This window comes from Nostoc sp. PA-18-2419 (genome assembly GCF_005869855.1).
Taxonomy (GTDB): Bacteria; Cyanobacteriota; Cyanobacteriia; order Cyanobacteriales; family Nostocaceae; genus Nostoc.
Genome location: NZ_SZNH01000032.1, coordinates 47,669 through 71,622, shown reverse-complemented (window position 1 = coordinate 71,622; position 23,954 = coordinate 47,669). Strand labels below are relative to the sequence as shown.

General features: G+C 41.7%; 17 protein-coding genes. 13 read left to right on the top strand and 4 right to left on the bottom strand.

Annotated features, from left to right (window positions below; all coding sequences use genetic code 11):
* On the bottom strand, nucleotides 1-3,172 hold a 3,172-nt coding region (locus FCR06_RS25235; RefSeq protein ID WP_317616843.1), incomplete at its 3' end, for a calcium-binding protein.
* Between the two features lie 15 nt (nucleotides 3,173-3,187).
* Complete coding sequence (locus FCR06_RS25230; RefSeq protein ID WP_138504594.1) at nucleotides 3,188-3,619, bottom strand: hypothetical protein; 432 nt, start codon at nucleotides 3,617-3,619, stop codon at nucleotides 3,188-3,190.
* Between the two features lie 828 nt (nucleotides 3,620-4,447).
* On the opposite strand from FCR06_RS25230, the gene FCR06_RS25225 reads away from it, so the two are divergent.
* The gene (locus FCR06_RS25225; RefSeq protein ID WP_138504592.1) at nucleotides 4,448-5,416 is read left to right on the top strand and encodes a tyrosine-type recombinase/integrase; all 969 of its coding nucleotides are present in this window, start codon (nucleotides 4,448-4,450) and stop codon (nucleotides 5,414-5,416) included.
* Nucleotides 5,417-5,503: 87 nt separating this feature from the next.
* Here FCR06_RS25225 and FCR06_RS25220 read toward each other — a convergent pair whose 3' ends face one another.
* Entirely contained in the window at nucleotides 5,504-6,370 is an 867-nt protein-coding gene (locus FCR06_RS25220) for a WYL domain-containing protein (RefSeq protein ID WP_138504590.1), read from the bottom strand.
* Between the two features lie 105 nt (nucleotides 6,371-6,475).
* Here FCR06_RS25220 and FCR06_RS25215 point away from each other — a divergent pair, with 105 nt between their 5' ends.
* The 10 genes from FCR06_RS25215 (at nucleotide 6,476) to FCR06_RS25175 (ending at nucleotide 17,674) form a co-directional block, all read left to right on the top strand.
* Entirely contained in the window at nucleotides 6,476-7,645 is a 1,170-nt protein-coding gene (locus FCR06_RS25215) for a metallohydrolase (RefSeq protein ID WP_138504588.1), read from the top strand.
* Nucleotides 7,646-7,665: 20 nt separating this feature from the next.
* Nucleotides 7,666-9,984 (top strand): Mov34/MPN/PAD-1 family protein, encoded by a 2,319-nt coding sequence (locus tag FCR06_RS25210; RefSeq protein ID WP_138504586.1) that lies wholly within the window; start codon nucleotides 7,666-7,668, stop codon nucleotides 9,982-9,984.
* Nucleotides 9,985-10,014: 30 nt separating this feature from the next.
* Entirely contained in the window at nucleotides 10,015-10,650 is a 636-nt protein-coding gene (locus FCR06_RS25205) for a hypothetical protein (RefSeq protein ID WP_138504584.1), read from the top strand.
* A gap of 278 nt (nucleotides 10,651-10,928) precedes the next feature.
* Complete coding sequence (locus FCR06_RS25200) at nucleotides 10,929-11,570, top strand: hypothetical protein (protein ID WP_138504582.1); 642 nt, start codon at nucleotides 10,929-10,931, stop codon at nucleotides 11,568-11,570.
* 41 nt (nucleotides 11,571-11,611) lie between these two features.
* Complete coding sequence (locus tag FCR06_RS25195) at nucleotides 11,612-12,364, top strand: ParA family protein (protein WP_138504604.1); 753 nt, start codon at nucleotides 11,612-11,614, stop codon at nucleotides 12,362-12,364.
* Nucleotides 12,364-13,308, top strand: a complete 945-nt coding sequence (locus tag FCR06_RS25190; protein ID WP_138504580.1) for a ParB/RepB/Spo0J family partition protein — start codon at nucleotides 12,364-12,366, stop codon at nucleotides 13,306-13,308. The genes FCR06_RS25195 and FCR06_RS25190 overlap by 1 nt, the downstream gene beginning before the upstream one ends.
* A gap of 337 nt (nucleotides 13,309-13,645) precedes the next feature.
* Nucleotides 13,646-14,023: a hypothetical protein gene (locus tag FCR06_RS25185; RefSeq protein WP_138504578.1), complete on the top strand. Its 378-nt coding sequence runs from the start codon at nucleotides 13,646-13,648 to the stop codon at nucleotides 14,021-14,023.
* A 195-nt stretch (nucleotides 14,024-14,218) separates the two neighbouring features.
* Nucleotides 14,219-14,347: a hypothetical protein gene (locus tag FCR06_RS34420; protein ID WP_262984712.1), complete on the top strand. Its 129-nt coding sequence runs from the start codon at nucleotides 14,219-14,221 to the stop codon at nucleotides 14,345-14,347.
* A gap of 225 nt (nucleotides 14,348-14,572) precedes the next feature.
* Entirely contained in the window at nucleotides 14,573-14,779 is a 207-nt protein-coding gene (locus FCR06_RS25180; protein WP_138504576.1) for a hypothetical protein, read from the top strand.
* Nucleotides 14,780-14,893: 114 nt separating this feature from the next.
* Nucleotides 14,894-17,674: a helicase-related protein gene (locus tag FCR06_RS25175; protein ID WP_138504574.1), complete on the top strand. Its 2,781-nt coding sequence runs from the start codon at nucleotides 14,894-14,896 to the stop codon at nucleotides 17,672-17,674.
* Between the two features lie 208 nt (nucleotides 17,675-17,882).
* Here FCR06_RS25175 and FCR06_RS25170 read toward each other — a convergent pair whose 3' ends face one another.
* Nucleotides 17,883-18,539 (bottom strand): hypothetical protein, encoded by a 657-nt coding sequence (locus tag FCR06_RS25170; RefSeq protein ID WP_138504572.1) that lies wholly within the window; start codon nucleotides 18,537-18,539, stop codon nucleotides 17,883-17,885.
* Nucleotides 18,540-19,019: 480 nt separating this feature from the next.
* Here FCR06_RS25170 and FCR06_RS25165 point away from each other — a divergent pair, with 480 nt between their 5' ends.
* Together FCR06_RS25165 and FCR06_RS25160 are read left to right on the top strand one after the other, a co-directional pair.
* Entirely contained in the window at nucleotides 19,020-22,484 is a 3,465-nt protein-coding gene (locus FCR06_RS25165; protein ID WP_138504570.1) for a helicase-related protein, read from the top strand.
* Nucleotides 22,477-23,952 carry an ATP-dependent nuclease gene (locus tag FCR06_RS25160; protein WP_138504568.1) on the top strand — a complete coding sequence of 492 codons (1,476 nt, stop codon included), beginning with the start codon at nucleotides 22,477-22,479 and terminating at the stop codon, nucleotides 23,950-23,952. The genes FCR06_RS25165 and FCR06_RS25160 overlap by 8 nt, the downstream gene beginning before the upstream one ends.
* Nucleotides 23,953-23,954: the final 2 nt, after the last annotated feature.

Sequence of the window (23,954 nt, the reverse complement as noted above, 5' to 3'; positions counted from 1 at the left end):
CGGCTGTGATGTAGTCATCACCCAGCCCACCCTTGACAGTGTTGTTGCCATCTCCTGCACTGATATTGTCGTTACCATCTAGTCCATCAATGACATCATTGCTGGCTGAACCATAGAGATAGTCATTAGCTGCCGTACCAGTTTGGCTAACYGACAACTGGCTGATTTGAGCATTAGTCAAAACTGTCGCATCAGCAAACTGAAGTTTYGCCAATTGGTAATAAGCACCGTAGTACCAGTTACTGACTCGCACTTGGTCGCCGTTGCTGCCAATCTTAAAGATCAAATCGGAACCAGTGCGTTCTAACTTTAAGCTTGCTGCTGTAATCCCTGCACCAAACTTCAGGACATCACTGGGGACACCACTGGACTCGTAAGTGCTGATTGTGTCAGCACCATCACCGACGTTGAAGACAAAGGTGTCCGTTGTGCCGTTATAACCAGTCAGCACGTCATTGCCCGTACCCCCAGTTAGGATGCCTGCACCGCTAATCATGTCATTGCCAGCACCCCCCAGAAGGGTGTTAGTTCCAGTACCACCCTCAATCAGATCATTGCCATCGCCACCATCGATCAGGTCATTACCCACGCCGGCTGTGATAATGTCGTTACCTAGTCCAGCTTTGACAGAGTTGTTGCCATCTCCTGCACTAATATTGTCGTTACCTGCTAGCCCATCGATGACATCATCGCTGGCCGAACCAGTCAAATAGTCATTGCCCACTGTGCCGGTCAATGAATTGAATCCTAAAGTTGCCAAGAGGGAATCAAATCCAGTAGCATTGACGTTGCCTAGTTTACGCAAATTGGAAATCACTTCAGTACCCAAAGTACCGATAGTTTTTAGGCTAGTGGCAAAGTCACCCAAATATACTGCGCCCTGATCTGAATTAGTGTTATATTTGGCGCGGAGTGTGGCTACAATTTGGCTAACATCTATAGTCACTGCGCTATCACTGATGTTCACTTTGATGCTTTCGAGCAAAGGCTTATATTGCGTTTGCAGCATCAACTGACTATATACGTAGCTCGATAGTAGATCAAAGGCACGAAGCAGAATAGGGGCGGCTTGACCATGCGGATTGGGGTCGCGAGTACCCCAGCACCATGTACCTAAGTAGCCTTGGCCTAAAAATGCCTCTAAGGTGGCAAGCTTACGAGCATCACCAATTGCATTGCCGTAAATCTGAGTCGCTGCACGACTATTAGGATCAACGTCTTGCACTCCAGCCCAGCGGTAAAGCAACTCGTTCATTAAACCTTGGCGCACTTGAGCATCGGTTGTTTGTCCAAATTGCGTCACCAAACTCTGTAGTTTGCCACTGGTATCTCGCGCCATAGCTTGCTGGAGGCTATGCACATTTCCAAAACCCTCTACTTCAGGCAAAGCAGCTATAGTGGCACTCACCGCAATCAGGTTTTGATCGACTGTGCGGGCAGTATCTGCCTTGAACCATACATCTTCCATTTTGGCAGTGGTGCCATTGAGCCGGGTGTAGCTGCCTACTTGCCGATGCTGGTTGCCGTTGGCATCAATGACGCTGGCGGGGACATCACCGTTAGCATCAACCACGCCAGGTTCAGTATAGGCTGTATTGAGGCTTTTAACGCCTGCGTCAGTTAAGCTGAGGAGTTCACCTGCCTGCACGAATCCGTCACTGTTACCGTCTTTCCAGACGCGCAGTTGGGCGAAGGCGGCATCGGCTGCATCCACCTTACTGTCGTGGTTGCTATCCAAATCAGCGAGTGCGTTGAACCCATTGCTGGCTTTGCCGCCAGCGCCTAAGGTGGTGCTGTTGCCAAATAGCTCTGATCCGTTGTCGATACTGCCGTTGCCATTTTTATCCCAAACCAACAGACCATCATCTTTGCCGACCCAGCCTGTAGTTTCTGCAAACTTATTGCCGTCGTGGTCAAAGTGAATGCCTGCACTGGTTCCAATAGTCTCTACGCCGTCGCCATCAAGATCCAAAATGAGAGGGCTACGGGTGACTTCAGCAGTATTGAAACTAGACAAAAGATTAGTGATCAAGTTGCCAAGACCCACTCCACCCTCATGCCCCAAGTAGGAGGCAAGCAAGGTGGAGCCAATAATGCCTACCCCCGCCACACCAATGCCAATCGGCCCAAGTAATGCCAAGGGGGCGAACAGAGCTGCCGATCCTTCAAATGCCAATCCACCCGCCAGCAGAGCTCCGGCACTACCCAAACTCCAGTCGCGCACTAATGTAAGTGCGCCAGCTGTATCGCCGGATTGATAAGCATTGTAGGCATCATACGCCATGCTAGCGAATGAAGCTGCCATCATTAACCCGCCAACAGTGCCCAGCAAGTTTCCTGCGCCTTCTACATAGCCCCAGTATTTTGCGTTTAAGCCAACCTCTTCAAAGGAAGCAGACAGGTTTTTTATTGAGGCCATGTAATCGGCAGTCGGCTTACCAGCAATTTCACCTAGAATGCTACTGGTTGCACCACTAGGTATTGCTTTTGGTGATTCACCTGTGTACCGCGACAAGTCAGCCCAGGTAATTTTACCTCCTTCTGTTGCAATTGGCAGGTTTTCAGTAGCCATGCGAGAGTTAAAGGAGACCAGTTCTGTCACACGAGAGTTGGCATCGCTGGGACTTAACCCTCGACTAATGAGTGTATCGCGGAATTCTACCAACTGCTGACGAGACAGGCCTTCGATGCTCGGTACGTTTGGATTTTCAAGCGTGGTGGCTATTTCTACCGCACCAAATGTGCGGGCGGGGTCGGCAAATGGGGTGATGGAGACGACAGGACCCTGTGCAGCTTCAACAAAGTTTTGGGACACCACTGCCCAAGGACCTTTGGTGGCATCATAAAGCCAAGCATCTCTTGCGGCTATTGTTGGGAAGGCTTTTCCCATCGCAGTCTGAAACGCACCACCCTTCAAAAATTCTGCCGCAGGCGTACTATCAACTACACGCACGCTACTGGAATAATTTTCTTTAATGTAGTCGGCCAATTCCCCTGCCCTAGGCCCGGTATCTCCAGGGCCAAGCCTACCACTGTAAAGCAATGTGGTTACTCCAGGACGATCCGCTGCTGTTGAGACCGATAGTTGTCGAACCAGATCGAGCAATCCGTTCGGCGTTTGATATTTGGGATCGCTGAGTAGGGCGTTAGCTTGTGCAACTGTCAGAGGCATTAGCGTGATCCTTAATTAATTAGAGTTTTCAACTGTAATTTCACCCACCACCGTTCCCCAAGGTGCTTTATCGCATTGTGCTTGCAGGTGAACAGCGAGAGCTTCTCTGATTTTTTTTGTGATCAAATTTTTTTCAGGATGTGAATCAAACCAATTGCCTGATGACCAAAAATTGATGATCTTGCCGTTTATGGTTGGCTTACCATCTTCTGAGTTTGGTCCATCGTTTATGATGACGGCCACACCAACCACTTGTCCCTGCCACCAAAAGGCATACCAATGTTCATGTGGCGGTTCTCGTTCTTGAATTAAAAATATTAAAAAAGCATCTAATTCATGGTTAATCGCCCATTCATCGCGATTAGGTGTCAGCAAACCAACTTTAATTTTTGAAAAATCAATCCGTTCTTTGTCTTGCTCACTGATTTTTTCGTATACGAATGTCATGTTGTTAATGGTTGAAATGAGCAGTAATTCCGAAAGTTGTGCGCTTGGGCTTGATGAGCTGCTTTCAATATCAGAACGCCCCGCACCGCTAATTACTTATTTGCCCTATAATCCATCTCTTCTTTGCATTTTTGGCAGTTTGTTTAGTAAATAGAAATACATCTTTACGAATAGTTAATATCAAAAAATGTACCATTGGGAAAGATGACCTAAATTTAAAATCTTTATAAAATCTGCTAATAAATTTATGAATTTTGTATAAAATTTGTTGTGAATAGTAGTATTTTTTCGTAATATATGTACATTTTTAATACCAAAAATAGCGAATTTGGGGGCACTGGAGATGGCGCTGCCCGAATGAGAGGTGAGTGAAGCGATGATTTATGGTTCTTTGCTTCGTCTCATGGTCAGGCGATTAGCTACTTAAGATTTACTTTACGAATCAGCTCTAAGAGTGTAGAAACCATCAAAAACTAACCCGCTTTGGGTCAATCATGCTCAAAAGTGGTTGCTCTACCACTTTATACTTAGAAATAATAATGACAAATTACTACGACTTTTTACTTAAGAAGTTTTGTGTTTATAAATAACCGTGATGCCCCGGAAAGACTAATACCCTTTTTTTCAATCTCTCTCTTAGCTACAACCGCACCTAAAAGATGAATTATTCTTACAGAGAATCCAAGGAATAGTCAAATAATCCCAACAGAATGACTTTTTTTGGGACAGTTAGATCAAGTTTGGGGCAACGAGGTAAAAAAGCTAGGCGAGAGGTGACAAATTGGGGTATAAGGTTACGTAAAGAACTATTATCGTCACCTAGTTTTTATGTCCGGTCGCATCCTGAAAGTCAATAATAATACTCTGCCTTCCGTGATGGATTGGTGGACTCAGCCGGATGTGTTGGCGATGTTGTTGTCAGAGAAGCGTAGTGAGTCCACGCGGAAAGCTTATGATCGGGACATTAAAGATTTTTTTACCAAGATGTTTGGGGTGGAATCGACGGCGGAATGGGTGGTGCGATTTTTGGCACTACCGGGGGCGCAGGCGCTCTTGTGGGTGGTCAAGTACAAAGCCAAGATGATTGAGCAGAGGTTATCGGAGGCCACGGTTAACCGGCGGTTGTCGGCTCTACGGGCGCTGGTGCATAAGGGTAGGGTGTTGGGGGTTTGTGGTTACACCTTGGAGGATATTAAGGGTGAAACTGTCATTAAATACCGAGATACCAGTGGCGTTACTCCCCAAGAATTTAAACAAATACTTTTGACTTGCGATCCAACGACGGCGAAGGGGGTCAGGGATTATGCTTTGCTGCGCTTGCTTTGGGATAATGCGCTGCGGCGGGGGGAGATTGCGAAGTTAAAGATGGGGGATTTTGACCGTCAAAATAGCAAACTGCTGATTTTGGGTAAGGGAAGGGGTAGTCAACGGGAGACGATTGATTTAACTCCCAAGACTAGGGATGCAATTTGTTATTGGTTGGCGTTTCGGGGGTTGGCATCAACTAAGGATGCGTTATTTGTGGCGTTGGATCTGAATACGCCGGGGCATCCTTTGACGGATACGGGGATTGCCAAGATGGTAAGAACGCGGGCGAAAAAGGCGAATATTAGTAAGCCGTTAAGTCCGCACCGCATTCGGCACAGTTCGATTACGGCGGCGTTGGATGCGGGGCAGAGTGTGCGGGAGGTGCAGAAACTCAGTCGGCACACCAAGTTGGAGACGTTAATGATTTATGACGATAATCGACAGCAGCACCAGTTGAAGGTGAGTAGTGTGCTTGCGGATTTGGTTTGAGGTTCTCTAATTCACAAAATGAACGGACACGAACCTTGTTATCTGTTTAGGATATCTTTTATCATTCATTAAATAGTATCTTGAATGTTAATCATCAATTTCCGTAGAACATCGTTCGCAGGCTGATATAAGCTCTTGTTTTAGACGTTCGCGTGCAACCTTTGGCGATACAACTACAATGCTTGAAGCATCTGGCAAAATTTCTCGAATAAACCAGTAAGTACTAGAAACTTTTCTTATTACTTTTCTGGTTGGTTCTTTACCAGGCAGCAATTCACTAATTATGTCCTCATTTTTAATTTTATAAGAAACAGCTAATCGACCAAATAAGCGCATTTCTACTTCTATATAAGCTGAATTAGAATGCCACTTTCCCGAAATTGGCGTAATGCCTGCTTCCAGAATTCGGTCTAAACGCAAACTCCAGTTGTGAATAAGTTCAGGTATGTCTAAGTTGCCTTCAGTTTCTTCACACCAGCAGTCGAGATACTGCCGTTGTTCGTGAGGGGCAACCTGGGCATGACGCACAGTAAAGTTCAACCAACGACCTGTTGCATCTTGATAGGAAAGTTGGAATGGTTGTTGACGACGAATATAACGGTTAATTTCTATACGCCAAGCAGGTGGTGGATTTTCTTTAAAGCCTTCTATTTCTTTTCGCAAAGGTAGGGGTAGTTCGCTGCGTTCAAGGAGTAAATCAGCAACTATTAGAGCTTCTTCAACCTTGCCAGCATCGCTTAAAGCATCGATAGCTTGTTTTAGTGCTGTAATAAGGGTTCCCGACCAGTCATTGTTAGGACCAATAATTAATTCACGACGAGCGATCGCCTCCACCAATTTAGAGATATTTGGACGATTCCCCCACTTCATACCAAATTCGAGGGCGATTTTCTCTAACTGAGCTTTATCTGTCTCCGATACAGAAAGGTTAATAGCGCGACTTTTTTTATCCACGATGGCTCTTCCTAGATTTGTGCGTACACTTTATGCTTATAATATTTGACATACCTTGTTTTCGATGCCATGATTGTGACATCAAACGATTTTACGCACAAATATATGCCCATAATATCAAAAATCGATTTCTTTCCTGTGGATAATGGCGATATGACGTTGATTGAGTTGGAAAGCGGCAGGACAATACTTATCGATGTGAATATTCGAGCGGCTGCTGACGACTCTAACGACTCAACACCAGATGTGGTAAAAATGCTACGGGTGAAATTAAAACGTGATAGCCAAGGACGCTTGTATGTTGACGTGTTTTTGCTCTCGCACCCTGACCTAGACCACTGTCGGGGACTGGACAGGCATTTTCATCTGGGTTCGCCGGACACGTACTCCAAATCTGACGATAAAATTTTCATTCGAGAAATATGGTCATCGCCAATCGTGTTTCGCCGTGCCTCAAGGATATTGACTCTATGTGAAGATGCCAAAGCATTTAACACGGAAGCAAGACGACGGGTGAAATACTATCGGGATAACCGTTTGTTCGGCGTAGGGGATGGCGATCGCATTCAGATAATGGGCGAAGACGAAAATGGCAAAACCGATGATTTAGGTTCCATCTTGGTAAAAATTGATGGTTTAGTTACCAAAGTTAACGGTGTTTTTGACTCCAGTATGACTGCTCAATTGCTTGGTCCTCTACCTAAATCTAACAACGAGGAGGAAGAAGAAGCCCTAGCCAAAAATCGCTCAAGTGTAATTCTCCGTTTTGACATCAAAGTTGGTGGAGTTGATGCTGCTTGCCGCTTTCTCACTGGTGGCGATGCAGAGGTAGCTGTTTGGGAACGTCTGTGGACGGAACATAAAAATACTGATTGGCTTGAATACGATATTCTTCAGGCTCCACACCATTGTTCTTGGCGCTCTTTGTCCCACGATAGTTGGAGTGATTTGGGTCAAAAAGCTCAAGTGAGCGAAGATGCTAGAAGCGCTCTTTCCCAAGGGCGTGATGGTGCTGTGATTGTGGCAAGTTGCAAGCCTATTAGTGCAAACGATTCTGACCCCCCTTGTATCCGCGCAGAGCGAGAGTATGAGGCGATCGCCAAAGAAGCGTCTGGGTCGTTCAAATGTACGGGGGAATATCCAACTAAAACATCCCCAGGTATTATGGAATTTGAAATTGGACAATATGGGCCCCGACTGAAGAGCCAGCCAACGCGGGGACCAATTATATACACTAGTGGTGCTGTTGGTCGGCAACCACTAGCTCATGGATAAAGGAAAGGAGCGTGCTTATAATGTCTGGCATTGAAGGCAAACAATTTTCTTTTTCTGACGGTATCAAGGCAGAAATTCAGCGCGGTATTGCCTCAATTGCAGACCACCCATCAGTAAATGAAATTATACGGGTGCATCTAAGTACTGAAAATAACAGTGTTGATGCGGTGGTTGCAGTACAACTTGGACTTCCAAACAAATGGATGGCGGCGGGTGCTAGTCCAAACGGAGTTTTTGCAGTTGAGGCTGTGACTTTTTCGTTCCCACAAAGCTTTCCCATTCACGCACCAACAGTAAAGCTACGCGCAGATTTTGACAGATCCCTTGCCCATGTGCAGCCTGGTTTATCCGACGAAGGTGTTCTTCCCTGTATTTATGATGGCGATATCAATGAACTACTGCACGTTCAAGGATTGTGGGCAATTGTAGACCAAGTGGTGTTTTGGCTTGAGAAGGCTGCAATGAACCAGCTAATTGACCCTAATCAAGGTTGGGAACCAATCAGGAGAGATAGCCTTGAGGATATTATCATTGCGGATAGCGATTATTTACGTAGTTTGATAAATAGTGAAAAAGGTTACGTAGTTTTAGAATTTGGGTACTTAAAAATCAACAAGCTCAAGTCACCCAATAGTTTGTCCAAGAAGTATTTTATCTACGGACAGGTAGGTACGCGCCCTCTGAAATTAAAAGAGTTGGATGTGCTTTTCTATAAAATGATGGGCACTAAATCTTCGCACGGACGCAGCCTTGCTGTTATTGTTACTCCTGATAAGCTTCCAAAAGGTGAACTTCAAATTGCAGATAGGTATTCTCCAGAAAACGTAACTAACGTTGGTAGCCTGCGGGAGCGAGCAAAAGAATGTGGGTGTTACAAAAACTTTGAAAGAGCGCTTTCTTTACTCAAGCAAAGACTTAGCTTACTAAATTCTAAAGGTGCAACATTTCCAATAGCTGTTGTTCTATGCGTTCGCCGCCCATTTCATCTCATTGGGGAATCATCTGACATTGAGTTACTTCCCTACATTGTTGAAGTAGGGGCACCACAATTATTAGTTGAAGGAGATAAGACACCTGTTTGGAGTGCAGGTCATAAATACGCCATTACTTCAAAGCTGCTACGGGCATTTTCCAGTGAGCAACCACTACCCGCAAATCAAGATGTTGTTCTTGTTGGTTGCGGAAGTGTGGGGTCAAAAATAGCAATCCACATGGCTCGCTCCGGTGCGGCACCATCTATTGTTATTGATAAGAAATATTTGTCACCGCATAATGCAGCCCGTCATGCACTTTTACCTGAAGCCAGAGATAAGGATATGACTTGGCTTGGCTCTAAAGCTAGAGCATTAGCACTTGCCATCAAGGGCTTAGGGCAAGACTCAAAAGACTTTGATGCAGACGTTACCAAAGCAGTACACGACACAAAACTATTACAGAAACTTTTTCCCAGAGAAACATGGGCAGTTATCAATGCAACAGCATCCTTCCCTGTACGAGAAGCCTTGGCTGCAATTGAACCGAAGAAATTGCGATCGCGAGTCATTGAGACGTTGCTGTACGCTAACGGCAGAGTAGGACTAATGACTAGCGAAGGACCAGGAAGAAATCCCAATTCTGTTGACCTTATTGCTCAAGGATATGAGGTGATGAGGGCAAATGAACAATTGAGGGATGCGGTATTTGCAGTGGAAGAACCAACTCGTCATTACAGTGTAGGTCAAGGGTGTAGCTCAACAACGATGATTATTTCTGATGCCAGAATATCAATGCTGGCTGCATCAATGGCTACAGGTATTGCTCAAATGCGTGCTGAAGGTCTGCCAGATACGAGTGGTCGTATTCTTGTGGGAACAGTAACAGATGATGGCATGGGACTTAACTGGACACATATAAATGTCCCGCCTGTTCGTATTGTGCCTATAAACAGTAACTCATCATGGACGGTTAGGATATCTGAATGCGCCCATCATAAAATTTTGAAAGATTACGCTGGCAATCCTTTTGTTGAAACAGGCGGTATTCTGGTTGGGCGGATATCCGAGACACAGCAAGCATTTATAGTGACGGATGTCCTGGCAGCACCGCAAGATAGCCAGCGCTCAAAGTATGAGTTTGTGTTAGGTACTTCTGCTGTCAAGAAGATGCTGGAGCAATATTCATCATCGTGCAATTACGCGCTTTATTGTCTAGGAACTTGGCATAGCCACCTTAGCGATTCTGGACCATCTGAACGCGATTTGCAAACAGCAATGGAAGTTGCAAGCAGTCGGAGTATTCCTTCTGTTCTACTGATACGAACTCCATCAAGTTACTGTGCAGTTTCGGCATCGATTTCTTAATTTTTTCAGTGAGAACGTGAGGTATATCCTATGTCCGATGACGAAAAAACCTTGAACCAGCAAAATCATCTATCTACTGGTGCTTATATTGTCATAAACATTTTAGTATTTATAGTTTTGAAGCTTGGGGTCTCAGCTAACGAAGCTACTGAGTCTATTCTAGAGAAGTTTCTGACATCAGCAACATGGTTACTTGTTTCTGGTATTTTCACAAAAGTCATAAATGGTCAGCTTAGTTCTCAAATTAAGGCAGTTATAGTTTTTTGGAGAATCAAAGAAACACTTCCAGGCTGTCGAGCTTTTTCATATTTCATGGATAGAGATCCAAGGATAAACCCGAATGTCTTACAAGCAAAATTTGGCAATCTTCCAAGTAACCCAACCGAACAAAATCGGCTTTGGTATAAGATATACAAAAAACATGAATTAAAAAAATCGGTTGAAGATGCACATAAAAAATTTCTCCTGACTAGAGATTTAGCTAGCTTAAGCTTTTTAGGTTTTGGTGTTTTAGGTATATCTGGATATTTTATGTTCGCCAATTTTTATACCTGGATGATTTATACATCTACACTATTAGTTACGTTTCTTATCACATCTCAGGCTGCCAGAAATCATGGCATAAAGTTGGTCAGTAATGTATTGGCGGAAGAAAGTAGCATTTAGCTTTGAATTAGATCATGTGCGGGAGAGAACGTCAAGCCAGAATTGTGCGATTGCCTTGCAAACGACGACATCAGGGTAAAAGTCTGTACAGTAGAGCGTTAGTGAGAACCTTTGCCTTTCTGTGACAGTTAATTTTCACGGCGATACACCACCCACAATGGTTAATCATGCTCTCAAAATATTAAGATGAAGTCCTCTCATCAGCGAAAACTTTAGTGATTCATGCAGAATCAAGTAAGATTCAACACAACATTATAGAAGCAAACTGCTATAGCCCCATGAAACAGAAAAGCTATCAGGAAGCATACGCCACCAAAATCAAAAAGTGGGTTGAAACAGCTAAACAACTTCGCACCGAAAATTTTAGGTTGGCGCTACCTATCACGCGATTGACTAGCATCAAAAGCCTTTGTCATGATGAAATTGCCGCAGAGCAATTTGCTCTCTACCTCTCAAAACGGGTTCAGCAGCAAGTAAACAATGCTGACTGTGCTAGCCATCTCAGTCCTGAAGAATGGGACCAGTACAAAACTCTGATTACTAATACTGTTACGCAGATGGAACGTTACCTGGAAACTCCCACTCCTGATGGGAAGCAATCCCTTCGTCAGCTGTTGAGACAAATCGATGAATTGCAAGGAGATGATTATCGTAATGTCTCGTGGGCTACTGTACGTTTTGTCAAGAGCGGTGAGCTGCTGAAACTAGATTATGCTATACGCTGTTTTGTTGAGCAGGATTTTTCCTACTATGCTTATAAATTAGCTAGGGAATTCATAGAAGGCTATAAACCTCAACATGGTACAGGTTTGATTCCCGAATCCGTTCCTATGCTGCTGGAAGTTGCTGAGTTTTGGTGTCAGTATTATTTTGGGGAAAATCTGACCCAGAAGTTTCCCAAAATGATGATCTCAACATAAACTATGCTGTAAAAGCAGAATCAAAAGCTAATATTACACCAGTGACTAAAGTCATCACAGTCTTCAACCAAGCAGGTGGAGTCATGAAAACAAGCCTCACCATGAACCTGGGCTACCACCTGCACCTGAAAAAACATAAAACGCTTCTCATCGACATGGACCCACAGGGAAGTCTCACAACTTTTATGGGTCTAGAACCACACGAACTTGAACATATTATTGGTGATGCGATTCTCAATGAAGAAACGCCATTACCAATTCATCATGATTTGCATGGCATGGATTTATTACCTGCCAATATTTCTCTTAGTGCGGTGGAACTACAACTAGCTAGCGTGATGGCCCGGGAGATTCGTCTCAAGCAAGCTTTAGAACCTATACGCAATCAATATGATTTCATCCTCATTGACTGTCCGCCATCCTTGGGAGTATTGAGCATTTTAGCTCTGACAGCCGGAACTCATGTTTTAATTCCTATCCAGACACACTTCAAAGCTTTCAAAGGCACGGAATTGCTACTCGATACAATTAAACAGGTGCGAAAACACGTTAATCCTCAGCTAGCGATATCAGGGATAGTTCCTACACTTTATAGCAACGCCAATCAAGATAAAATTATTCTAGAAGCTTTAGAACAACAGTTATCACCTCTAGCTAAGGTATATCCTGCAATTCCTCGCGCCACTGCATTTGCTGATGCGGCAATGAGCCGTCAACCTCTAGCAGTTTATGCCCCAAAACATCCAGCAATTACAGTTTTAAAGAAGATTGCTCAAGGAATGGAGAAGTTGTAATGTCAAGAAAACGCCTGGAAGTCCCCAAGATGCGCGGCGTTGAAGATTTATTAACTATGGATGTGGACGCATCTCCAATTACTACTGTTTCTATCCACAAAATTCAAGTTGCCAAAAAACAACCACGCCGTTGGTTTGACCCCGAAAAAATGTCACATCTTGTTCAGTCGGTACGGGAACACGGGGTTTTAGAACCCTTGTTAGTCCGTCCGCTCGGCAATGGAGAATATGAATTAATTGCAGGGGAAAGGAGACTGCGGGCAGCCAAGGAGACTGGATTAGCTGAAGTTCCAATCGTTAGTAAGGAACTGACTGATAAACAAGCTCTGCAAGTCGCTTTACTCGAAAACTTACAGCGCGAAGACTTAAACCCAGTAGAAGAAGTTGAAGCAATACTAGAACTTTTGGCAATAGATTTGGAAGTCAGCACTGAAGATGTCAAATCGATTCTCAACGAAGCTGCCAATGCAAAAAAACGTAATTTGGAATTGACGGGAAACGTTTCCCGTCAAATCGAACAAATGGAATTTATCTTGGCTGGCATTGGGAAATTCAATGCGGAAAGCTTTCGGACAAGCCGCCTGCCATTGCTCTCTTTGCCAGCAGATGTAATGGAAGTGTTGCGTCAGGGTCAGCTTGAATTTACTAAGGCACGAACCATAGCACGAGTCAAAGATCAGCAACAGCGTGCTGATATCCTCTCCTCAGCAATTACTCAAACTCTGTCGTTAACTCAAATAAAGGAATTAATCAAGCAACTGGAATCAGCCCAGACTACACCAGCAGCGACACCAGAAAAGGCATTGAGCAAACGTTATACAGAAATAGGCAAGCGTTTACAACAAGCCAAGTTGTGGAAAGACGATAAAAAACGCAAGAAGTTAGAGCGGCTGTTGAATGACTTAGAAAAGCTGCTCGACGAATCCGAGATGCCGAATAACTAATTATTGGTCGTCTTGACAGATTAATGCGACTTAATGCCACTTGGCGGTGGATATACCAAAAGAATGTACATCAAGAATTAGCCAATTCCATGCAAAAAACGTGATTTGGAGTTGACGGGAAACGTTTCCCGTCAACTGGAACAGATGAATTTATCTTGCACCAGAACTAGCGTAAACAGTATTTACCTATCAACGCAGAAGCTAATTGGACTGAGCAAATCACGTCTCAAGTTCTTGGCTTACAGTGTCGCTATGCTTTGATTACAGCATCGCTGAACAGTCTGACAGCTAATGTACCAGTAGAACTGCTGATTGCGTTAATCAAAAAAAATAAAATGTGTGGACACCTTCTCAAGGACTAACTTATGCCCTGCAAGGCTCGAATCCACAACAAAATGCTCACTTGCTTACAGAGCTAGTTAATTATTTGCCACCAAATCTGAAAGAACTGGCGCTTGAAAAAGCACTGGCTGCTGCCCAACAGATTCAGTCTGAGGAGTATCGCGCCCAGGCACTAGCCGCCTTAGCTCTGCCTTTATCTATGATGCCAACAACGCTACTTTTCTCTAACTGGCAACAGACACTTCATGAGTTATCACTCCGTACTCGTCAGGATTTACTGAAAAATATAGAAGTATTAGTTCCAGTGATCTTTGCGTTAGGAAATCAGTCCACAATAGCAAAAGTTAATTGTGCCATACAGGAATGGCACTAAGAAAAGGGAAAATCGTTGAAGCAGCAGGGGTGCAGAGGAGAGGAGGAGCAGGGGAGAAAAAAGAAGTTTTAGGCATACGAACGGATATTTAGAAATTCCCCTCTGTACCCCTGCACCCCTGCCCCTCTGCAATCCTTACGCTGCCTACCTTTCAGCTTAACTTAGTGCCATTCGTGCCATACAGGATGTAGCACGATGGTGGCGTTAATAATAGATAACCCCACAGCAACTGCAACGTTACTTGGAAGTGAAATCAAATCAGATTCGGGACGCGATCGCGATGTTAAGTATGCTGACCCTGGCGGCAATGAAAGTGGAAGGTGAAGCCCGTCCGAAAAACGAATAATACCAGATGCTCTAGCATAATGTCGAGAAAAGAAGGTTAAGCGATCTAGCAGGGACGGATATTAAACATATTGAAAAATATACATAGCTTAACATTCGACATTTTTTGGAATTTTAATTGGAGAGACTTATACTTGTAATATTTCTGCGTTAATACAATCGCTCACACACGTTATAGACTTATATAATGATGGGCAAAGAATTATGAATGAATTAGAAAAAATAAAAGTTATTCAAGAATTAAATAAGTTGAGTTTACCTGAATTAAAAGCTTATATATCTGTATCTAGTAATACTCTTATTAAGAAAATGGCTGTAGAGCTTTACAATAGTAAAATACAAGAGAATAATGCTTTAAAAGTAAATAAACGCATTCAATATCTCAAAAATAAAATTAGTAAATATCGTTAATCATGCCTCTGCTTGTATTTAAAAATAAGCAGTAAGCTCGAATGATTAGCAAATTTACTTATATGTTCAGGTCTGGAAGTATATAATCCTGTAATTACAATTAAAAAAGAACGTATGGATGCAGATTTTGAAATAAAAGAAAATAACTCCAGCGCGATAGAAATTAATTTACCAACAACGTGGTTTGAATCTCGAATTACTTTTGAACAGGTACGCCGTTGTTTCACAGAAGGTAAAAAAGAAATTCGCATTGCGTCTGGATTTTTCACTATTAGAGGTTGGGGACTAATCCGAAAATCAACAATAGGTAAGCAAGTTTACTTGCTAGTGGGAATTGAAGACCCAGGCGAGGAACGGGCGCGAAAAGCTTTAGTCAATGAAATTCTGCGTGACTTGCGTACTGGTTTAGACCGTTCTCGACGGCAGACCGTATCTAATTTAGTTCAAAAAATGGCAGCAGGCGAGTTTCAAATTTTTGATGCCCGTGCTATGGATCATCATGCAAAACTATATATTATTGACCGTGATATAGCAATCATTACTTCTGCTAACACAACGGGACGTGGTTTTATTGAGCAGATTGAATCTGGAACATTGGAAGACAATGTTAAAAAAGTCACGGACTTGGTTGATAAATTTGATACATACTTTGTTAAAGCCAAAGACATTACGGCTGAACTCTTAGATGCTCTTCAAAAGTGGTTGCAACTAGCTTGCCCGTGGGATGTTTATCTCAAAACCATGCTTGCTTTAGAAAATTTGCAACCTGTTAAATCCAGATATAAAAAACAGCCTGTTTCCTATCAGGTAGACATGATTTCTCAAACGCTACGCCACATCCGTGAACATGGTGGCTCAATGCTGGTTGCTTCAACAGGATTGGGGAAAACAGTAGTTGCGGTTCATGTGGCAATACATCTGCGCCAAGAAGATTTAATTGATAATGTAATTGTTATCTGTCCCGCAGCTGTTCGTAGTATTTGGAAGCGCGAAATGCATTCTGCTGGGCTGTGTTCAGACCTCTTTACTCTTAATGCACTTGATAAGAAAGCAGTTAAGCATGACCGCACCCTTAAGGAGTTTGAAGAAATCGCTAATAATATTGATAGCGACGGACGTTATTTTCTTATTTTGGATGAATGCCATAAGTTACGAAAACGTTATTCAGATGAGTTTTCTAATAGAAAATATCGTCAAGAAGATAGGACTGAGAGATTAGCTTTTACACGTTTGAGAAAGATTATAAAGGATGGTAATTTAAAAGTTTTACTTCTTAGTGGTTCTCCATACGCTACTGATATTGATAATATTAATACACAACTATTTTTACTACCTCATACAGCAGAAAGCCGTGTTTTGTTACCAGAATTTTTTGATAATGCACGAGCATGGCGCATTGAAGAAACTGGAGAATTTACGAAATTACCTGTAGCTTCTCAACTGACTACACCACACGTAGCAAAGTACTATGGGCAGACTGATTCTTCTGGTATCTACATTGACTTTAACGGAGACAAAAAATATATTCCTCAAGTAACTCTACACAGTATTTATTTCCCTTTACCCAAAGAAAGCGAACTTATTCCCGTTTTTGTTGATGGTTATTTCGATTTAGAAAATACTCATCCAATATACAGAAAAAATATAGAAAACTTGGTCAAAATATCTTGGGCTAGTTCCCCAGAAGCACTTTTATACTTTCTAGAACGTGTTGTTGATACACCTGGAGGAACAAAGGAATTTGAGTTTGCAAAAAATCAAACATCAAAATTTAAATTTTCACGTTCTGAGCGGCAAAAAATTATTAACCCTATTATAAAAAAATTGAATATGCTAGGTTTTGAACATGATATAAAATTCCAAATTCTTGTTAATCTTGTTAAAGATATTCATGTTCAAAACGAGAAAATTATTATTTTCTGTGAACGCTTACCAACCGCAGCATATCTAAAAAAAGGTTTAGCTAGATTAATGCCCGAACTACGGGTATTTAGCACAATAGATGAAAACTACAATACGAAAAAAAATGATGAAATCGAGTCAGCTATAGCTCAGTTTGCACCTCATGCTAACAATGCAACTGATGAATACGAAAACACATATGATGTTTTCATTGCCACCGATGCTTATGGTATTGGTGTAAATATGCAGGATGCTTCGGTTGTCGTAAATTACGATATCGCTTGGACTCCAATTGAACCAGTGCAAAGAGCGGGACGCATATTACGTTTTTGGCATTCAACTCGAAAAGTTCAATTGTACACGTTCATTCCTACACTGACAGCAAAAACAAGACTCGGACATGAATTGTTGAATATTCAGCAACGCTGGGATAATTTGATGGAGCGCCATAGCGAATCTAGAAAGTTAATTGATTTGCCTGTTTTGACTACAAATACAATGCAAGAGATTTATATGCCAGATTTGGCTTCGGAAAAAATCTTTGTAAAATCAGGCAGTCTAAAATTGGACACTGCGGACGATGATGATGTTTCACCCTATTACAAACACACTGCCCAGCTTCAACTTCATCGCGGTTATGCCAGCAATATCAACAACGATATTATCAGTGCTAAAACCTACCCCGGTTCGCATCCTTTAATTTATGTCCTGCTCAAGCACAACGATAAATATTACTGGTCGGTATACGAACCAAAATCCAAACGATTGCGATCGCCAACGGTTGTCAAACTTCTTGATTTAATTGCTTGTAACGAAAATACTGAGACAGCATTGGTTGATCCCGAAGAAATTGAGGCATTGAGCGATGATTGCATAAATGCTTGGTGCAAGGAGAATGATGTTTCAGAGCAAGAGGTCATTCGAGAATGTGCTTTGTACTTGAAGCCTCTAGATGAGGGGAATACTGTATCTGATTGGCTAAATAATTTATAAGCAATGGGCATTTCAAACCAAACTGTCTAGTTTGTATTTCATGAGCATCAACAGTGTCTTTGTCACATCTACCCCAAGCCAGCGGAAAATGAGGCATTCCTGTTCCATTGCTACCAGAACCCCATATATTTATTGCTTGCGATCGCAAGAGAGCAGGGCGTAGCCCATCACCAGAACGTGAGGCATAGCTCATCGTCTTCAGTTAGAATCACTTGACTGGATAATATAATCCATCGTCACCAAAACGCCAACCACGAGAAGCGGGGTCTCTATGGCGGCTCCATGACTCAAACTCGGATGGACTTTTGCTTTCTCTCTCTCTGGAAAGGCTTAATTCATCAACACCCAATCTTCGAGCTAGATTTTCCCCAGTCAAGGATTGAATTTCTACTGATTTAGCATGAAACTGATGAGATGATGATGAAAATTGCCTTCTGCCCGTATTTCCTTGGTGTCGAAGCTGCCCAAGTGCATTGTTGAGTTGGGCAAGGTTGTTGGCGACAGTTTCTAGCTTTTCTTCCAAGTTATTCAGTTGTTGTGCTTGGTGCTGGGTGGATGTTGATTCTATACTTTGGGTGAGATGCCCCAAAACAGTTTCTATTTGCTGTAAGCGGTTCTCTATACTGCTTTCTATACTCGAAGTATTGTTTACTTGATTTGCTTCCAGTGCCGAGAGTCGGTTAATGATCTGGTGTAGAACATCTTCTATACGATTGTCAGCAACTTCTATCTGCCCCAAGACGTGATGCAGACCCTGGACTACCAACTCTGTTGCTGAGGTGTTGCGTTTTTTTGCTTCGGCTCTGAGTAATTCAACTAAAGATTTGGGAAGTTTAAAATTTACTGATTCCCGTTCTATAGCCATTAAAACACCCACGCTTCAGCAAGACCTACCCTTAGTTAGCTTACAGCGTACTGAAAAACAACTCAAACTATTTCTTCCCAATCCTCAACTTGTAACCCATTCACCCGATTAAACTTTCTTTCCAGTTTTCTGGATATAACCCTTGACTCATGAAAAATATTTATCACAATTTAGGCAGAAGTCCTGAGAATTTAAGGATGTAGTAGCGATAAGCTATGCCCCATCGGAGGCGATCACCAAACTTGGTTCATTTATGCCATACCAATATTTAATCCTTACAACTTACCTTTGATATTGAAATTTTACAGACAACAATTCTTATCATCTCTAAACCTTACAATTTTTACTGTTTATAAGGTATAAAAAGATATCAGATTTTATAAATTTTCATCACTATGTCTATCTTTCAGCAATTATAAGGTAGTAGATTCACAGAAGGATACAAAAAAATGGACACCGGGTTTAGATACCTGTAACAACATGAAAATTGATCAACTGAAGTCGAATGTAATTGTTCGTGGGCCAATCCTTCCTGAACCCGTACAAGTGCTGATGGTTATTCCAATGGGTGCTTCGGTCAAACTCATTGGTAAAGGACTCAATACTAATCAGGTTCACGAACCAATTCTCAGTGCTGAACAGTTGGAACAGTTGGAATCTACACCTGACAAAGAACCTTTTGATGGTAATGCACAGCATTTCCGTCTAGGTGTGGAAGCCTTACGCTTAGGGTTAGCCTACGAATACGATCCTTATTTTGCTTTGGCGATCGCACGAGTAGACCCACTACCGCATCAATTAGAAGCAGTTTATGACTATTTCCTGAAACAGCCCCGCATCCGGTTTTTACTCGCTGATGACCCCGGTGCTGGAAAGACCATTATGGCCGGACTGCTGCTTAAAGAACTCAAAGTCAGGGGATTAGTTAAACGCACACTCATTATTACCCCCGCAAATCTCACGTTTCAATGGCAGCGCGAACTCAAAGATAAATTTCGGGAAGAATTTGAAGTAGTTCGTGGTGATGTGCTGCGGGCTAATTATGGTTCTAATCCTTGGAAAGAGAAAAATCAAGTTGTTACTTCAATATCTTGGGTTTCTCGTATTGAAGACGCTAAAGATAGTTTATTAAGAAGTAATTGGGACTTAATTATTGTGGACGAAGCACATAAAATGAGTGCTTACAGTTCCGATAACAAAACCTTGGCTTATAAACTCGGTGAAAAACTTTCAGAAATTACTGACCACTATTTATTAATGACAGCCACGCCCCACAAAGGCGACCCCAAAAACTTTTGTTTATTTTTAGAACTGTTAGACCGAGATGTTTACGGTGATGTCAGCAGTTTAGAAGAAGCAATGCTGCGGAATAATGCTCCTTTCTACCTGCGTCGTACCAAAGAAGCTCTCGTTACCTTCCCTGAAGAAACAGGTATTGTTAAAAAATTATTCACTAATCGTAAAGTTGAAACTATTGAATTTCAAATTGATGCTGAAGAATTGGAATTTTACAATGCACTCACTGATTATGTAGAAGACCAATCTATCAAAGCTTCAACCGATGATTCTGCTCGTGGTCGGGCTTTAGGTTTTACAATGGCGATGTTGCAACGTCGCTTTGCCTCTAGTATTTACGCTGTACGGCGTAGTTTAGAACGGATGCGCGATAAACGCCAGAGGATTTTAGAAGACCCAGATGCTTATCGTGCCGAGCAAATTAATAAGAAATTGCCAGAAGATTTTGATGATTTAACTGAAACAGAACAACAAAAGATTTTAGATGATTTAGAAGGTGTAGTTGCTTCTGTTGATCCGATTGCTTTAAAAAGAGAAATTCTGCAACTAAATGAATTAATTAATCAAGCACTGATCCTAGAGAAAAGAGAAATTGAATCTAAATTAGTCAAGCTTAAAGAAGTAATTACCCAAGAGGGAATATTTGCAGATCCAAAGATGAAGATGCTCATCTTTAGTGAGCATAAAGATACTTTAGATTATTTGGTAGGAAAATTAAAAGAATGGGGTTTATCTGTTACTCAAATTCATGGGGGAATGAAAATTGGTGACAGAGATACCCCCAATACCCGCATTTATTCAGAACGGGAATTTAGAGAAGATTGCCAGGTATTAGTTGCTACGGAAGCAGCAGGAGAAGGTATTAACCTACAATTCTGCTGGTTCATGATTAATTATGATATTCCCTGGAATCCAGTGCGGTTAGAGCAGCGTATGGGACGGATTCACCGCTATGGACAAGATAAGGATTGTCTGATTTTTAACTTTGTAGCTATTAATACTAGTGAAGGTAAAGTATTATGGAAACTGTTCGAGCGGATTCGAGCCATTGAGATAGATTTAGATCCAGAGAGGACTGGTAAGGTATTTAACGTACTCGGTGATATTTTTCCCGCTAATCAGTTAGAACGGATGATGCGGGATATGTATGCTCATAACCTCACCGAGTCTGTAATTCTCAATCGGATTGTAGAACAAGTAGATACAGAACGCTTCCGGCGCATTAGCGATTCTGCTTTGGAAGGATTAGCCAAGAGAGAATTAAATTTATCACAGATTATTGGTAAATCTGCTGAAGCTAAGGAAAGGCGACTAATACCAGAAGTTATTGATGACTTTTTTATTCAAGCTGCACCTATAGCTGGAATTCATCCCAAAGAAACGGCTAAAGGTAAGAAAATATACAGAATTGGGCGCATTCCTCGGACTTTATGGGGGACAGGCGATCGCTTGGAGAATCGCTTTGGCAAGTTGGGACGGGAGTATAAAAAAATTACTTTTAATAAAAATATCTTGACAGATGATCCGACACTGGAATGGGTAACACCAGGACACCCACTATTTGAATGTGTACGAGACGAAGTTTATAAACAGGTAGAGGATGATTTGCGTCGGGGTGCGGTGTTCTTTGATTTGCACCGTTTGTCACCATCTAGGTTAGATGTTTTCTCGGCGGCGATCGCAGATGGTCGGGGTAGAAAACTGCATGAACGTTTATATGTGGTGCAGACTGATTTAGATGGGACAATGACTATCCGCCAACCAACTTTATTTTTAGATTTAGTACCTACAAAGGGTGTAGATTCCAGCCTCCAGAATGGGGAAGGTATGGACAATGGTAACTTAGTTAATTGTTTACCAGATAATACTAATTTACCTAGTCGAGAACAAGCAGAACAAGCATTAATTGAACAAGAATTAAATAGCTTTCTAACAGAAAATCGTACTCAGCGACAGAAGGAAGTAGAAACAATATCTAATCACATGGAAATTAGTCTGAACACGATTATTGATAAAGTGCAGATTCAGTATGCGGAGTTATTTCAACTGAAAGAATCAGGTTCTAAAGAAGCGGGGTTAGATGGTCGAATTAAGCAGTTAGAAGACAGATTATTTGAGTTAAATGGCAGGTTAGAACAACGACGGGAAGAATTACAGCAAGAAGCCAGTTGTGCCATTACTGATATTCGCCATTATGGACGTGCTTGGGTATTACCCCATCCTGATAGGAGTTCCCCAGAAATTGCGCCGATGGTGTGCAATAAGGAGATTGAAGAAATAGCGGTTAATACTGCGATCGCATACGAAGAAGCTAGGGGATGGCAAGTGGTGAGTGTGGAGAAAGAGAATCGAGGCTTTGATTTAATATCGCGTCAACCTGATTCTAGAGATCCACAGAAGGCTAGTACAGTTCGATTTATCGAGGTTAAAGGACGTGCAAGTGTCGGGGAGGTGGCGTTAACGACAAATGAATATAAGACTGCTGAAAGATTAAAGGAGGATTACTGGTTATATGTAATATTTAATTGTGCTTCATCTCCAGAAGTCCGCACTATTCAAGACCCTGTGCGCTTGGGGTGGGAACCGTTAATTAAGATTGAGCATTATCACGTTTGTGCAGAAAAAATTCTAGGAGTAAATCATGAGTAAATCTAAGACTAACATAGACAAATGTAACGATTTAAAATCAAAATTTCAAGAAGGTAATCGTTCTAATAACTTTGGTAATATTTTAGTTAGGATGCACGTTCAAGGATTTCGCTGTCATACAAATACTATTATAGAAATTGAGAGTCCTATTACAGCTTTTTGTGGATTAAATGGTGTAGGAAAATCTACTTTAATACAGTTAGCCGCCACTGCATATATTGGTCAATCTCAGCAAGATACTTATTATCTCAGCAGTTTTATTAATAGTCATAAATTTGATCCACATCCTTTTACCACTCATGCAAAAGTAGAGTATAATTACTATCAAGAAAACAGTGTTTCTAAACAATTAACTATTTCTCGAAAACAGGAAGGTGGATGGCAAGGCTATAATCGAAGATTAAAAAGAAAAGTATTGTATATAGGAGTGAGTTCGTATCTGCCCAAAGTGGAAACATCAGATTTTACTACTCGATATCCAGCAGAAATAGAATTAGTTAGTTCAATCTCTGTTGAGCAACATATCAAAGAATGGACTTGTAAAATTTTGGGTAAAAACTATGAAAACATTGAAACCCACACATTTAAGTTGAGGAAAAGAACGGAGAAAATAAACTCTGTTCAACATAATCAAGTCAATTATTCAGAGCCACACATGGGTTACGGTGAAGCTCGTAGTCAATATTTAATCAGAGTCATAGAATCTTTACCTGAGAAAAGCTTGATTTTAATTGAAGAGCCGGAGATATCGCTTCATCCTAGTGCCCAATATCAATTGGGATGTTATTTAGTAGATGTTACTCTTAGAAAAGGACATCAGATTTTTTTAACAACTCATAGTGAGCCATTACTAAGTGCGCTCCCATCTCAATCAAGAAAGTATCTTGAAAAAACTCAGAATGGAATTAGATGTTTAGATGGATTACCGCCTTCACAAGCTCATAGCCTCATGTCAGATGGATATTCAAAAGCTCTAGTGATTTTTGTAGAAGATGAAAAAACAAAATCTACAGCTAAAGCTATTCTTGCTGAAATTATTCGGCGTATCGATCCTAACTTTTTAAGCACCGTTGGAATATACCCCGCAGGAGACTGTAACACAGTAAAAAATACAGTTAAAGCTTTAAATGATACCAAGATTAAAGTCGCTGGTGTCTTAGATGCGGATCAACAAGCTATCCCAAAACAGAATATTTTTACTCTCCCTGGGAAATTAGCTCCTGAAAAAGAGCTATTTAATAATCAACAAGTTAAAACTCATATTCAAAAAGAATATCAGCTAAATTTAGATGATTTTCAGTATTCTTGCTTAGTTGACATAAACCACCATCAATGGTTTGAAAAGTTGGCGCAAAAGCTTTCTATAGAAGAAATAGGCTTAGTTACTGAATTGTCTAGAGTTTATGTTCAAAGTTTACCAGAAATTGATATATCTTCTCTTGTATATCAACTTAAGGAAGCTTGTTAAAA